The sequence below is a fragment of the Halolactibacillus halophilus genome (assembly GCF_900115605.1).
Taxonomy (GTDB): Bacteria; Bacillota; Bacilli; order Bacillales; family Amphibacillaceae; genus Halolactibacillus; species Halolactibacillus halophilus.
Genome location: NZ_FOXC01000001.1, coordinates 35,541 through 49,073, shown reverse-complemented (window position 1 = coordinate 49,073; position 13,533 = coordinate 35,541). Strand labels below are relative to the sequence as shown.

Sequence of the window (13,533 nt, the reverse complement as noted above, 5' to 3'; positions counted from 1 at the left end):
ATATTTTGAGGAGGACAATGAATTATGAGTAAGATTATTGGTATTGACTTAGGTACAACAAATTCATGTGTAGCAGTAATGGAAGGTGGGGAAGCTAAAGTTATTCCTAATCCAGAAGGCGCACGTACAACAGCTTCTGTTGTGTCATTTAAAAATGGTGAGCGTCAAGTAGGGGAAGTAGCTAAGCGTCAAGCGATTACTAATCCTAACACGATTCAATCAATTAAACGACACATGGGAACAGATTATAAAGTCGAAGTTGATGGAAAATCATTTACACCACAAGAAATTTCAGCAGCAATTCTTCAATACATTAAATCGTATGCAGAAGACTATCTTGGTGAGACAGTAGAAAAAGCGGTTATTACTGTGCCGGCTTACTTCAACGATGCTGAACGTCAAGCGACAAAAGACGCGGGTAAAATCGCTGGACTTGAAGTTGAACGTATTATTAACGAACCAACCGCAGCGGCACTTGCTTACGGTATTGATAAAGGTGATCAAGACCAAACAGTCTTAGTGTATGACCTTGGTGGCGGTACGTTTGACGTATCGATCTTAGATATCGGTGACGGTACATTTGAAGTTATCGCAACAGCAGGGGATAATCGTCTTGGTGGGGATGACTTTGACCAAGTCATTATCGACTATATGGTACAAGAATTCAAGAAAGAAAATGGCATTGATTTATCTAAAGATAAAATGGCGCTACAACGTCTAAAAGACGCAGCTGAAAAAGCGAAAAAAGACCTTTCAGGTGTCGGTCAAACCCAAATTTCACTTCCATTTATTACTGCAGGTGAAGCCGGACCATTACACATGGAAATGAACTTAACACGTGCGAAGTTTGAAGAGTTATCAAGTGATTTAGTTGAACGTACAATGGGTCCTACTCGTCAAGCTTTACGTGATGCTGGATTAAAAGCATCTGAGATTCATAAAGTGCTACTTGTTGGTGGTTCAACACGTATTCCTGCTGTGCAAGAAGCAATTAAAAAAGAAACAGGACAAGAACCTTCTAAAGGTGTAAACCCTGATGAAGTGGTATCTCTTGGTGCTGCAATTCAAGGTGGGGTCTTACAAGGGGATGTTAAAGACGTTGTCTTACTTGATGTGACACCTCTCTCACTCGGGATCGAAACGATGGGTAGTGTGACAACGAAATTAATCGAACGTAACACAACCATTCCAACAAGTCACTCACAAGTATTCTCAACTGCAGCGGATAGCCAAACAGCGGTAGATATCCATGTCTTACAAGGTGAGCGTGAAATGGCAGCGGACAATAAAACGCTCGGTCGCTTCCAGTTAACTGATATTCCACCAGCACCACGTGGCGTACCACAAATCGAAGTATCATTTGATATCGATGCGAATGGTATTGTTAACGTTCGTGCCAAAGACTTAGGAACAAACAAAGAACAATCAATTACCATCCAATCATCTTCAGGTCTTTCAGAAGAAGAAGTTGAAAACATGGTAAAAGACGCAGAAGAAAACGCTGAAGCTGACAAACAACGTCGTGAAGAAATTGATCTACGTAACGCAGCGGATCAACTTGTGTTCCAAACAGACAAGACATTAAAAGACTTAGGTGAAAACATAAGTGATGACGAAAAACAAAAAGCAGAAGCAGCTAAAGACGCACTAAAACAAGCGTTAGAAGGCGAAGATTTAGAAGATATTACAGCGAAGAAAGATGCACTTGAACAAGAAGTACAAGCACTATCAACAAAGCTTTATGAACAAGCGCAACAACAAGCGCAACAAGCACAAGGCGAAGAACAAGCTGGAAGCGATGACGATGTTGTTGATGCAGAATATGAAGAGGTTGACGACGAAGAAAAGTAATCTCTTTCTTTTGAAAAAGTCAAAGTCAAGTCTACTTGGCTTTGACTCTTTTCATGTTAATGATCGAAACAATATTGTACTTCTTATTTTGTGCATGTTATGATTAAGGTTATGTGAAATGAGAAGTGACGGGAGTGAAAATCTATGAGTAAACGTGATTATTATGAAGTGCTCGGTGTAGAAAAAGGGGCTTCAAAAGAAGAAATTAAAAAAGCATATCGTAAACTCGCTCGGAAATATCACCCGGACGTAAACAAAGATACGGATGCTCCAGATAAATTTAAAGAAGCGAAAGCAGCTTATGAAGTGTTAAGCAATGAACAAAAACGTGCCCAATATGACCAATTTGGTCATGCAGGTCCTCAACAACAAGGATTTGGTGGCGGCGGTTTTGGCGGCGAAGATTTTGGCGATATTTTCGACATGTTCTTTGGTGGTGGCAGACGTCGTGACCCAAATGCTCCGCGACAAGGTAATGATTTACAATATACGATGGTCTTAGGATTTGAAGAGGCGATCTTTGGTAAGGAAACAGACATTTCAATTCCAAAAGAAGAAGAATGTGAAACGTGTCACGGGAGTGGTGCTAAACCAGGTACACAACCAGAAACATGCCAACACTGTCACGGGAGTGGTCAACTTAACGTTGAACAAAACACACCATTTGGTCGTGTCGTCAATAAACGTGTGTGTCACCACTGTAATGGGACAGGAAAAGAAATTAAAGAGAAATGTCCAACCTGTCATGGTCAAGGCCGTGTGAAAAAACAGAAGAAAATTCATGTTAAGATTCCAGCAGGTATTGATGATGGTCAACAAATCCGTATCCCAGGAAAAGGCGAAGCGGGGGTTAATGGTGGACCAAGTGGTGATCTTTATGTTGTCGTACAAGTCAAACGTCATGAATTTTATCAACGTGAAGGCGATCATATTTTCTGTGAAATGCCAATTACTTATACCCAAGCAGCATTAGGTGATGAAATCGAAGTACCAACAGTGCACGGAAAAGTGAAGCTTAAAGTACCTTCAGGTACGCAAACAGGTAAGACGTTTAGATTAAAAGGGAAAGGTGCACCAAATGTACGTGGCTATGGTCATGGTGACCAACACGTTAAGATTCGTGTCATTACCCCAACAAATCTAACAGAGCGTCAAAAAGAATTATTAAGAGAATTTAATGAATTAAGCGGAAATGAACCGATGGATGAAAATGAAGGGTCCTTTTTCGATCGAGTAAAACGCGCCTTTAAGGGTGAGTAAATAAAGAAAAGAGAGTGATTGTCATGAACTGGTCCGAACTCTGTATTCATACGACCAATGAAGCGATTGAACCGGTATCAAATATTTTACATGAAGCAGGCGCAAGTGGTGTTGTTATTGAGGATAAAGCTGACTTTTTAAAAACGAGAGAGAATGTTTTTGGTGAAATCTATGATTTAGACCCTGAGGATTATCCTGAAGAAGGTGTGATTCTCAAAGCCTACTTGTCTGTGAATAGCTTTCTAGGTGAAACGGTTGACCAAATTAAAGAGGCAATCAATCAATTGATCGCTTATGACATTGACTTAGGACTAAATCAAATATCCGTTAGCGAAGTTAATGAAGAACAATGGGCAACGGCTTGGAAAAAGTATTATAAACCGGTTAAGATTTCAAATCATATTACGATTACCCCCACATGGGAAGACTACACACCCGTTGGTGCTGACGAGTTAATCATTGAACTAGACCCTGGTATGGCATTTGGGACGGGGACACACCCAACCACCGTGTTGAGTATTCAAGCGATTGAAAATTATTTATCGAGTGGTGATACCGTTATCGATGTCGGTACCGGTTCGGGTGTCTTAAGTATTGCCGCGGCTAAACTAGGTGCGAGTCATATCGATGCGTATGATTTAGATGAAGTTGCTGTTCATTCGGCGCGTATAAATACGAAACTGAATCACGTTCATGACGTCGTGACAATCAAGCAAAACAACTTACTCCAAGGTGTTGAAACATCAGTCAATATTGTGGTGGCGAACATATTAGCCGAGATTATTCTTTTATTTGAACAGGATGCTTTTAAAGCTCTTAAACCAGGAGGTTATTTTATTACGTCTGGAATTATTATGCAGAAAAAAGATCATGTTAAGCAAGCATTAATCGACGCAGGATTTGACATTATCGAAGTAAATCAAATGGAAGATTGGATTTCGATTGTGGCTAAAAAGCCAGAAAACGAGTAAAGGGTGACACGTGATGCAATATTATTTTGTTGAGAAAGATCAGTGGCAAGGTGAACAAGTTACCATTACAGGTGATGATTATCATCATCTTGTCAATGTGATGCGAAAAAAAGTAGACGATCATGTCATCTGCAGTCATCCGGATGGTAAACAAGCCATCTGTCAAATTACTGCGATCGATGAACAAGTCACTTTACGACTCGTTGATTATTTGGATGCTCAGACAGAGTTACCGGTTGATGTCACGATCGTGCAAGGCCTACCTAAAGGTGATAAATTGGACTGGATCGTGCAAAAAGCTACTGAGCTTGGCGCACGATCTTTTGTGCCGTTTAATGCCGTTCGGTCGATTGTGAAGTGGGATAAGAAAAAAGAAGGCAAGAAATTAGCGCGCTTACAAAAGATTGTAAAGGAAGCGAGTGAGCAGTCACATCGACAAATCTTACCTGAGATCTACTCTGTTCAGACGCTTATGAATATTGTAGAATTAAGTCATGAGTATGATCATTTATTTATGGCTTATGAAGAAACGGCCCGCGAACTCGAGTCAAACAAACTCTCGCATCACTTTAACAAGATTCAACCAGGTGATCGGGTCTTGATTGTGATTGGCCCTGAAGGTGGACTGGATGAGAAAGAGGTCCATGCTTTTTATGAGGCTCATTTTCAAGCGATCCGTTTAGGGCCAAGAATATTGCGGACAGAAACCGCCCCATTATACTTATTATCAGCACTATCTTATTATTTTGAAGAAACGGAGTGAGAAGATGACGACAGTTGCCTTTCATACATTAGGTTGTAAAGTAAATCAATATGAAACAGAAGGAATATGGCAGTCATTTAAAAATCAAGGATATGAACGCGTTGATTTTGAAGCCATCGCGGATATTTATGTGATTAATACGTGTACCGTAACCAATACAGGTGATAAGAAATCACGTCAAATTATTCGACGTGCGATTCGCAAAAATCCTGAAGCCGTCGTCTGTGTAACGGGGTGTTATGCTCAAGTATCACCAGGTGAAGTCATGGAGATTCCTGGTGTCGACGTTGTGGTCGGTACTCAGGACCGCGGGAAGATGATTGACTATATAGAACAACATATTGAGACCCGCGAACCAGTGAATGGTGTCTCAAACATTATGAAAAACCGTGTCTTTGAAGAAATGGATGTTCCGGACTTTTCAGATCGTACCCGGGCGAATTTAAAGATTCAAGAAGGCTGTAATAACTTCTGTACATTCTGTATTATTCCATGGTCCCGCGGATTATTACGCTCACGTGAGCCGGAGAATGTAATTAAACAAGCTCAACAACTTGTCGATGCCGGCTATAAGGAAGTTGTTTTAACTGGTATTCACACCGCTGGATATGGAGAAGATTTTACCGACTATGACTTTGCAGATTTGTTGTCAGACCTAGAGACAAAAGTCGATGGCTTAAAGCGGATTCGTATTTCTTCTATTGAGGCGAGTCAAATTACGGAAAAAGTGATGCAAGTGATTGATGAGTCAGAAAAAATTGTGCGTCACTTACACGTGCCGCTACAAGCTGGATCTGATACGGTGCTGGAACGGATGCGCCGTAAATATTCTACTGAGTTTTATAAATCACAAATAAATCGATTGAAACAAGCCTTACCAGGTTTAGCGGTCACATCTGACGTGATTGTTGGTTTCCCGGGGGAAACAGATGAGGAGTTTATGGAGACGTATCGCTTTATTCAAGAGATTGGTTTTTCAGAACTGCATGTCTTTCCGTTCTCAAAACGAACAGGCACACCAGCAGCTAAGATGGCTGACCAAGTTAATGATGAGGTAAAAAATGACCGGGTGCACAGACTGATGACCCTCTCAGAACAACAAGCAAAAGCCTATGCAAGTCGTTATGAAGGGGACGTTGTTGAAGTTATTCCTGAAGAAGTTGAAGAAATTGATGGCCAAACATGGTTAACGGGTTACTCAGACAATTATATGCGTCTTCAATTTGTCGGTGAAGCTTCTATGATTGGTGAAATTGTTCGTGTAAAACTAACAAAAGCCGGCTATCCGATCAATCAAGGTGAATTTGTTCGAGTGATGTCAGAACCACGATTAACTGAAGTATAATCACGCTTTTATAGTGATTGTTCTTGTTTTTTTGTCAAAGTTCTTGTTTGTTTGAAAACAAAACATTGACCTAAAAATATCTATATATTATAATGTCATAGAGACATTTTTCGTCCTATGGCTAAAATGTCCTATCAAAATGTTGGATGCTTCGGAGGGAGGGAAATTAGCATGTCAAATACAACTCGCGTTCGTAAAAACGAGTCTCTTGAAGATGCTCTTCGTCGCTTTAAACGCAGTGTATCAAAATCAGGTACAATGTCTGAATATCGTAAGCGTGAATTTTATGAAAAACCTAGCGTAAAACGTAAGAAGAAATCTGAGGCGGCTAGAAAGCGTAAGTAATTACCGATAAGAAGATTGTTTTCTTATAAAGAGGGTGTAGAAAGTAATGTCATTGTTAGAAACGTTAAACCAAGATATGAAACAAGCGATGCGCAATAAGGAAAAGCAAAAGCTAAGTACAATTCGCATGGTGAAAGCTTCACTTCAAAATGAAGCAATCAAGCTTGGTAACGAGTCATTATCTGAAGAAGCAGAACTCACTGTTTTAGCTCGTGAGCTAAAACAGCGTAAGGATTCCCTCCGTGAATTTAAAGAAGCTGGACGCGATGATCTTGTTGAGAGTCTTGATCGAGAGATTGAGTTTTTACAAGAATATATGCCAGAGCAGCTATCAGATGACGAGCTTGAAGCAATTGTTATTGAAACAATCGAACAAGTTCAAGCGACATCTAAACAAGAGATGGGTAAAGTGATGGGTGCGCTTATGCCGAAGGTTAAAGGCAAAGCGGATGGAACACAAGTGAATAAACTCGTGCAAAAACATTTATCATAAATATTACGAAATCTCAAATGAAAAAGATCTTATCCTATTGGATAGGGTCTTTTTTACTTTTTATAAAAGAACCAAGAGATTTTACAATATTTTTTGATATTTACATGTTATACTGATACCATAGTATGGTAAGGTTCTTCAATATTGACATTTATAAGAAGGAGGTGGTGAAGTGAAGAAGATTTATGCTATTATGTTGATGTTAGTCATTCTTATACCGGTTGTACACGTCCTCGGGCCACAATCTGTTGAAGCAGACGGTGAAACCGTTTATGTGATTCCGATTGAAAATGAAGTTGAAAAAGGATTGGGAGCATTTTTAACTCGCGCAATTAATGAAGCTCAAGAACAAGAAGCCGACCATATTGTTTTTGAAGTGAATACACCTGGTGGTCTTGTAGAAGCAGCTAATGATATTGGTGAACTGTTGCAAGCTGTAGAGATTGACACAACGACTTACATACGTTCACGTGCGCTCTCAGCTGGCTCGTATATCGCCCTATTTTCGGATAACATCTATATGGCTCCGCAGGCAACGATTGGCGCAAGCGGGATCATTAACAATGATGGAACAGCTGCTGATCAAAAAGCGCAGTCTTACTGGCGCGAGGCAATGGGTAGTGCAGCAGAAGCAGGAGGAAGAGAGCGTATTTATGCTGAGGCAATGGCAGATGCATCGATTGATTTACCTGAATATAATGCCCCGGAAGGAACTTATTTGACACTCGGACCAACAAAAGCTCTAGAGGTCGGCTACTCTAACGGGACTGTTGCATCACTTAATGATGTTTTAGTAGCGCTTGAATTAGAAAATGCCACCATCGTTGATGTTGAGCAGCAACCGGCTGAATCTCTAGCAAGATTTCTAACAAACTCTGTTGTTGTTTCAATCTTGTTGTCACTAGCAGGCATTGGTCTTGTTGTCGAATTGTATTCACCAGGTTTTGGTGTTGCAGGTTCTGTTGGACTGATTAGTTTACTGTTATTCTTCTATGGACACTTAATCGCAGGGCTTGCCGGTTATGAGGTCTTTGTGTTATTGATTCTTGGTGCTGCACTCATTGTGATAGAATTCTTTGTCCCAGGGGGAATTCTCGGTGGCTTAGGAACAATGAGTATTATCGTGAGTTTATTTATGGCAACAGACAATATTTTTGCTTTGAGTCTGAGTCTTTTAATTGCCATTACCCTGACAATTTTAGTTGCCGTTTATCTGTATAAGCGGATTGGCTTACAAAAAGGTTTATTGCGCCATATTATTCTGGCTGACCGGGAGACGGTTGATAAGGGTTATGTGTCATCTGTTAGTCGCAAGCAACTCGTCGGGCTAACAGGACGTGCACTTACACCACTGAGACCTTCAGGAACAGGTTTATTTGAAGGTGAACGCTTAGATATTGTATCGGTTGGAAACTTTATCAACCAAAATGATCCGATTGAAATTATCTCAGTCAATGGGTCACGTATCGTTGTACAACGAATCGAAGAGGAGGAAAAATAATTATGAATGAATTTAATACTGTACAGCATTTTTTCCCAATCATTGCGATTGGAATTATCATTATTGCACTTGTCGTTCTATTAACGTTTGTGCCAGTGGCACTGTGGATTAGTGCGTTAGCGGCAGGGGTTAAAGTAAGTATTTTCACATTAGTCGGTATGCGTTTACGTCGCGTTGTGCCAAATCGTGTCATCAATCCCCTTATTAAGGCTCATAAAGCGGGTGTTGATGTCAACACAAATCAATTAGAATCCCACTATTTAGCGGGTGGTAATGTTGACCGGGTTGTGAATGCTCTTATTGCTGCACAACGTGCCAATATTGAACTAAGTTTTGAACGTGCGGCTGCGATTGATTTAGCAGGTCGTGACGTCTTACAAGCGGTTCAGATGAGTGTTAACCCGAAAGTGATTGAAACACCGTTTATCGCAGGTATTGCGATGGATGGGATTGAAGTGAAAGCCAAAGCACGTATTACCGTACGTGCCAATATTGACCGCCTTGTCGGTGGTGCGGGTGAAGAGACTGTTATTGCCCGTGTTGGTGAAGGTGTTGTTAGTACGATCGGTAGTTCAAAATCCCACAAGCAAGTGCTTGAAAATCCAGACTCTATCTCACACAATGTCTTAAATCGTGGGTTAGACGCTGGGACAGCCTTTGAAATTCTCTCAATTGATATTGCCGATGTTGATATCGGTAAAAATATTGGGGCGATTCTTCAAACTGACCAAGCGGAAGCAGATAAAAACATTGCCCAGGCAAAAGCCGAAGAACGTCGGGCGATGGCTGTGGCCGAAGAACAAGAAATGGTTGCCCGCGTTCAAGAGATGCGCGCGAAGGTGGTCGAAGCAGAAGCAGATGTGCCACGCGCACTAGCCGAAGCCTTACGCAGTGGTCATATGGGTGTCATGGATTACATGAATTACCGTAATATTGGTGCTGATACTGAGATGAGAGACTCAATCGGCAAAATGTCAGAAGAAGATACAGATGAGGAATAGATTGTCTGTGACAAAAATGAAGTGGATGTGATCAAATGGAAGATATTATTGTTCCATTAATCAGTTTCTTAATTATAGTCGGATCAAGTGTATTAAAATCTAAATCCGATGAGGGTAAACAAGCTGAAAAGAAAACACCAAAACAAATGAAAACTAAACCTCAACCAGTGATGACTGAGCGAACAGAACCGTCACCTCAGGTTGAGACCTACAGTGAATATGAGTATTCGCCGTATGCAGAAGCCGAGCGGGAGGAGAAACTGTCGACCAATCAGACGATGGAATCGCAACTACATGATTTACGGGATAAGTTAGCAGTTGACTCGAAAAAAGAGTCTGATCGAAAGGTAAGAGTGTCAAGGCAACAGATGAACAAGACAACAAAAGATATGCCGGCACCTGAACCTAAAAAACAAGTAAAACGCTCGCTTGCTTTAAAGAATCAGCTATCAAAAGGTGGTTTAAAGCGCAGTGTGATTATGGCGGAAGTCTTATCGCCCCCGCGCGCGAAAAAACCTTATCAAACGAGAAAGTATAATTAATTATTTACCCTTAACGCAGATGTGCGTTAAGGGTTTTTACTTATTTTCAATCAAGTCGGTAGGAATCTAGTTACTCAGCAGTCATTTCTTTAGCAACGCTTTGATGGACGCCCAATCAAATCAAACGATGATGAAAAAATTTTGCATCAATTGATTGAGAGTGGTAAAGTAAACGTGACCACCATTTATTAATGATTATTTAACTTAAGGGAGTTTATTTATGACACATTTGATTGATTTAGTATTTAAGGACCATGATGAAGTCCAGGCGTTGTTCGGGACAGAAGACCGCCACCTTCATCTTATTGAAGATAAATTATCAGTGACCATTATTACTCGCGGGGAAGAAGTGCGTGTTGAAGGTGGAGCAACGGATGCTGAGTTAGTAAATGCTGTGTTAAAAGCATTGATTGATGTCATTAGACGTGGCAATAGTGTTACCGAGCGCGATGTTATTTATGCTGTTGACCTAGCCAAGAAAGGGCGAATTGATCAATTTCATCAATTGTTTGAAGAAGAAATTATGCGTACACACCTTGGTCAGCCAATTCGAGTAAAAACGATCGGTCAACGTGGCTATGTGAACCAAATGAAAAAACAGGATGTTGTTTTTGGTATTGGTCCTGCCGGTACTGGAAAAACTTTTTTAGCCGTCGTTATGGCGGTGAGAGCATTAAAAAAAGGAGATATTAAACGGATTATTCTTACGCGGCCCGCTGTTGAAGCTGGTGAAAGTTTAGGTTTTTTACCAGGGGACTTAAAAGAAAAAGTCGATCCGTATTTACGTCCGCTTTATGACAGTTTACACGCGATACTAGGTCAGGAACATACTACTCGTCTGATTGAACGGGGAACGATTGAAATTGCACCACTTGCCTATATGCGGGGACGGACGTTAGATGATGCTTATGTTATTCTTGATGAAGCACAAAATACCACGCCTAATCAAATGAAAATGTTCTTGACCCGGTTAGGATTTGGCTCAAAAATGATTGTGACCGGTGATATAACTCAAGTCGACCTACCAAGAGGGACAGATTCAGGCTTACGTTCAGTTGAAAATAGATTAAAACATGTATCAGGAATCAGCTTTGTTTATTTAAAACAACAAGATGTTGTGAGACACCCTGTCGTTCAACGAATCATCGATGCCTATGAACAAGAATAGTTCATCAGACCGTCATTTTTTGTGATGGTCTTTTTCTCTGTGAATTAACTGACCAAAAAAAGTTGATGTGTGGTAAAATGTAGTTAATGTCACAAGCTAAAGGAGTTTTGTGCGTGAAAATGCGGTTAGAACGGATAATTAAGTCGTATCAACATATCATTATTTGGGTTACCCTTATCTTTATCGGCATTGGACTCTTCTTATTACTCGTCTCAAATGTCTATACTGAGACATTTGAAATCGAACGCTTTAGTCAAGCACAAGAAACGATTCAATCGCCAATTACGATTGAGGATACGAAGGAAACTGAGCGATTACAACGTGAAGCGGTGCAAGCTGTAGGTGATCGATACGAAGTGTTACATAGTATTACCTCAGAACAGTTAGCACTGATTGAAGATATCTTTGAAGCGATTGAGGTCGTGAATAAACCTGTCATTGTTGAAAATGAACAACCAGATGACGCAGATACGACTAACAATTCAGACAGTGAAGATGAACCAACAACAAAACTGGCAGAAGTTGAAAGAACGATACCGGAGAAGTTACAATTGTTAAAAGAAATGTTAGGTGAAGACGTCTATCAATCCCTATCTCAGGAGGAGTGGGAAATAGTAATGTCTATGTCTACTGCTCAAAAAAACAGCAGTTATACATTACTTGTTAGTGCGCTTAATGAAGCATTTAATGAAGGAATCACGCGAGATGAGTTACCAGAAAAAAAACAGAGTTTAACTGATCGATTGCGGTATTCAATGCTACCAGAAGACATTGTCGCAACATTAAGTACACTCGGTCAAGCCTTGCTTGTTGAAAATTCATTTTTCTCAATCGAAAAGACGATGACTGCTGAAGAACAAGCCTTAAATAATGTTGAACCACAAATGATCAGAGCGGGAGAAGTTATCGTAAGAGAAGGACAGACAATCTCTAATGATATATATGAAACACTGTCACTCGTTGGTTTATTAGATCAAGGACGAAATTTTTATCCGCTTATAGGTCTTGGATTTTTTGTAGTCTTGTTAGTGAGTATACTTGGTTATGGCTTTTACTTTGACGTTGATTTGACAAGAGATAGAGGCAAGCATGCATTTGCATTACTGATTTTAACGCTAGTACCGTTAATCATCATGAAGTTTATGAGTCTGATTGAAGTAGAGGCTACAAGTCTTTATTTACTGATGCCTATTGCGTCTGTCAGCATGTTGATTCGGTTATTATTTAAAGAAAAACTGGCAATCCTTTATGCCTTATTCTTTAGTTTAGCAGCTACGGTGTTATTCAATCAGGCGATTCCAGGCGCACTTAACTTACAAGCGGGCGTGTATATTTTATTCTCTCAACTTGGAACTATTTTTGTGTTGCGAAAAGTGACAGAAAGATTTACCATTTTAAAGGTTGTGCTCGTAAATAGCCTTGTAAACAGTATCGTTATTCTTAGCTTTCTCTTAATTGCTTATGAGAGTTATACTTGGACGTTTATTATGATGCAAGTAGGTTTTGGGATTATTCAAGCGATAATTTCAGGCGTTGTTGTTGTTGGAACGTTGCCTTTCTTTGAATCAATTTTAAGTATTTTATCTGATACAAAATTAATTCGATTAGCGAATCCAAACCATCCGTTACTTAAAAAAATATTAACTGAAGCACCGGGAACGTATCACCACAGTTTAATGGTTGCTAATCTTAGTGAAGCGGCGTGTGAAGCGATTGGGGCGAATGGTTTATTTGCTCGTGTAGCCAGCTACTTCCATGATATTGGTAAAACAGCACATCCACATTATTTCATTGAAAATCAAATGGGGATTCAAAACCCACACGACTTTTTGTCACCCATTCAAAGTGCAACGATTATTTTATCCCATACACTTGACGGGGCTAGAATATTAAAAGCAAATAAATTTCCGCAAGAAATTATTGATGTGGCGAAACAGCACCATGGAACCACGCTTGTGAAGTACTTTTATTATCAGGCAAAAGAATCGTTGCCTGATGTAGAAGAAGAAAAATTCCGTTACCCAGGTCCTAAACCACAAACCAAAGAGAATGCGGTCATTTCCATTTGTGATTCAGTCGAAGCAGCTGTAAGATCAATGAAAGAACCGACGAAGGAAAAAATCGATAACTTGATCCAAGCAATTATCAATGACCGGATGCAAGATGGTCAATTTGATGACTGTCACTTAACATTCTTGGATTTAAGAAAAATTAGCTATACATTATCTGAAACGTTAAATGGTATTTATCATTCTCGGATTGAATATCCAGACGAAAAGAAAGGATGAGCCCT

12 protein-coding genes are annotated in these 13,533 nt (G+C 40.1%); all 12 read left to right on the top strand.

Annotated elements, in window-relative coordinates; translation table 11 throughout:
- The first annotated feature begins 24 nt into the window (after positions 1–24).
- The 12 genes from dnaK (at position 25) to BM098_RS00230 (ending at position 13,528) form a co-directional block, all read left to right on the top strand.
- Entirely contained in the window at positions 25–1,851 is a 1,827-nt protein-coding gene (dnaK, locus tag BM098_RS00285; protein ID WP_089829204.1) for a molecular chaperone DnaK, read from the top strand.
- A gap of 144 nt (positions 1,852–1,995) precedes the next feature.
- A complete protein-coding gene (gene dnaJ, locus BM098_RS00280; protein ID WP_089829202.1) occupies positions 1,996–3,111 on the top strand; it encodes a molecular chaperone DnaJ in 1,116 nt (371 codons plus the stop codon).
- Positions 3,112–3,134: 23 nt separating this feature from the next.
- On the top strand, positions 3,135–4,082 hold the full coding sequence (prmA, locus tag BM098_RS00275; RefSeq protein ID WP_089829201.1) for a 50S ribosomal protein L11 methyltransferase: 948 nt from the start codon (positions 3,135–3,137) through the stop codon (positions 4,080–4,082).
- A 13-nt stretch (positions 4,083–4,095) separates the two neighbouring features.
- Positions 4,096–4,845 carry a 16S rRNA (uracil(1498)-N(3))-methyltransferase gene (locus BM098_RS00270; RefSeq protein ID WP_089829199.1) on the top strand — a complete coding sequence of 250 codons (750 nt, stop codon included), beginning with the start codon at positions 4,096–4,098 and terminating at the stop codon, positions 4,843–4,845.
- A 4-nt stretch (positions 4,846–4,849) separates the two neighbouring features.
- Positions 4,850–6,190: a tRNA (N(6)-L-threonylcarbamoyladenosine(37)-C(2))-methylthiotransferase MtaB gene (gene mtaB, locus BM098_RS00265; RefSeq protein ID WP_089829197.1), complete on the top strand. Its 1,341-nt coding sequence runs from the start codon at positions 4,850–4,852 to the stop codon at positions 6,188–6,190.
- A 171-nt stretch (positions 6,191–6,361) separates the two neighbouring features.
- The gene (rpsU, locus tag BM098_RS00260) at positions 6,362–6,535 is read left to right on the top strand and encodes a 30S ribosomal protein S21 (protein ID WP_089829195.1); all 174 of its coding nucleotides are present in this window, start codon (positions 6,362–6,364) and stop codon (positions 6,533–6,535) included.
- A gap of 46 nt (positions 6,536–6,581) precedes the next feature.
- A complete protein-coding gene (locus BM098_RS00255; protein ID WP_089829193.1) occupies positions 6,582–7,028 on the top strand; it encodes a GatB/YqeY domain-containing protein in 447 nt (148 codons plus the stop codon).
- Between the two features lie 172 nt (positions 7,029–7,200).
- Positions 7,201–8,529: an NfeD family protein gene (locus BM098_RS00250; RefSeq protein ID WP_234987360.1), complete on the top strand. Its 1,329-nt coding sequence runs from the start codon at positions 7,201–7,203 to the stop codon at positions 8,527–8,529.
- 2 nt (positions 8,530–8,531) lie between these two features.
- A complete protein-coding gene (gene floA / locus BM098_RS00245; protein ID WP_089829191.1) occupies positions 8,532–9,530 on the top strand; it encodes a flotillin-like protein FloA in 999 nt (332 codons plus the stop codon).
- A gap of 35 nt (positions 9,531–9,565) precedes the next feature.
- Positions 9,566–10,072, top strand: a complete 507-nt coding sequence (locus BM098_RS00240; RefSeq protein WP_089829189.1) for a hypothetical protein — start codon at positions 9,566–9,568, stop codon at positions 10,070–10,072.
- 220 nt (positions 10,073–10,292) lie between these two features.
- The gene (locus BM098_RS00235) at positions 10,293–11,240 is read left to right on the top strand and encodes a PhoH family protein (RefSeq protein ID WP_089829187.1); all 948 of its coding nucleotides are present in this window, start codon (positions 10,293–10,295) and stop codon (positions 11,238–11,240) included.
- Positions 11,241–11,359: 119 nt separating this feature from the next.
- Positions 11,360–13,528 carry an HD family phosphohydrolase gene (locus tag BM098_RS00230; RefSeq protein WP_234987368.1) on the top strand — a complete coding sequence of 723 codons (2,169 nt, stop codon included), beginning with the start codon at positions 11,360–11,362 and terminating at the stop codon, positions 13,526–13,528.
- Positions 13,529–13,533 lie beyond the last annotated feature (5 nt).

Coding starts and splice junctions, on each gene's coding strand:
- rpsU (WP_089829195.1), top strand. CDS start 6,362: ATGTCAAATACAACTCGCGTTCGTAAAAACGAGTCTCTTGAAGATGCT.
- dnaJ (WP_089829202.1), top strand. CDS start 1,996: ATGAGTAAACGTGATTATTATGAAGTGCTCGGTGTAGAAAAAGGGGCT.
- BM098_RS00240 (WP_089829189.1), top strand. CDS start 9,566: ATGGAAGATATTATTGTTCCATTAATCAGTTTCTTAATTATAGTCGGA.
- BM098_RS00270 (WP_089829199.1), top strand. CDS start 4,096: ATGCAATATTATTTTGTTGAGAAAGATCAGTGGCAAGGTGAACAAGTT.
- BM098_RS00255 (WP_089829193.1), top strand. CDS start 6,582: ATGTCATTGTTAGAAACGTTAAACCAAGATATGAAACAAGCGATGCGC.
- BM098_RS00230 (WP_234987368.1), top strand. CDS start 11,360: ATGCGGTTAGAACGGATAATTAAGTCGTATCAACATATCATTATTTGG.
- BM098_RS00235 (WP_089829187.1), top strand. CDS start 10,293: ATGACACATTTGATTGATTTAGTATTTAAGGACCATGATGAAGTCCAG.
- prmA (WP_089829201.1), top strand. CDS start 3,135: ATGAACTGGTCCGAACTCTGTATTCATACGACCAATGAAGCGATTGAA.
- floA (WP_089829191.1), top strand. CDS start 8,532: ATGAATGAATTTAATACTGTACAGCATTTTTTCCCAATCATTGCGATT.
- dnaK (WP_089829204.1), top strand. CDS start 25: ATGAGTAAGATTATTGGTATTGACTTAGGTACAACAAATTCATGTGTA.
- mtaB (WP_089829197.1), top strand. CDS start 4,850: ATGACGACAGTTGCCTTTCATACATTAGGTTGTAAAGTAAATCAATAT.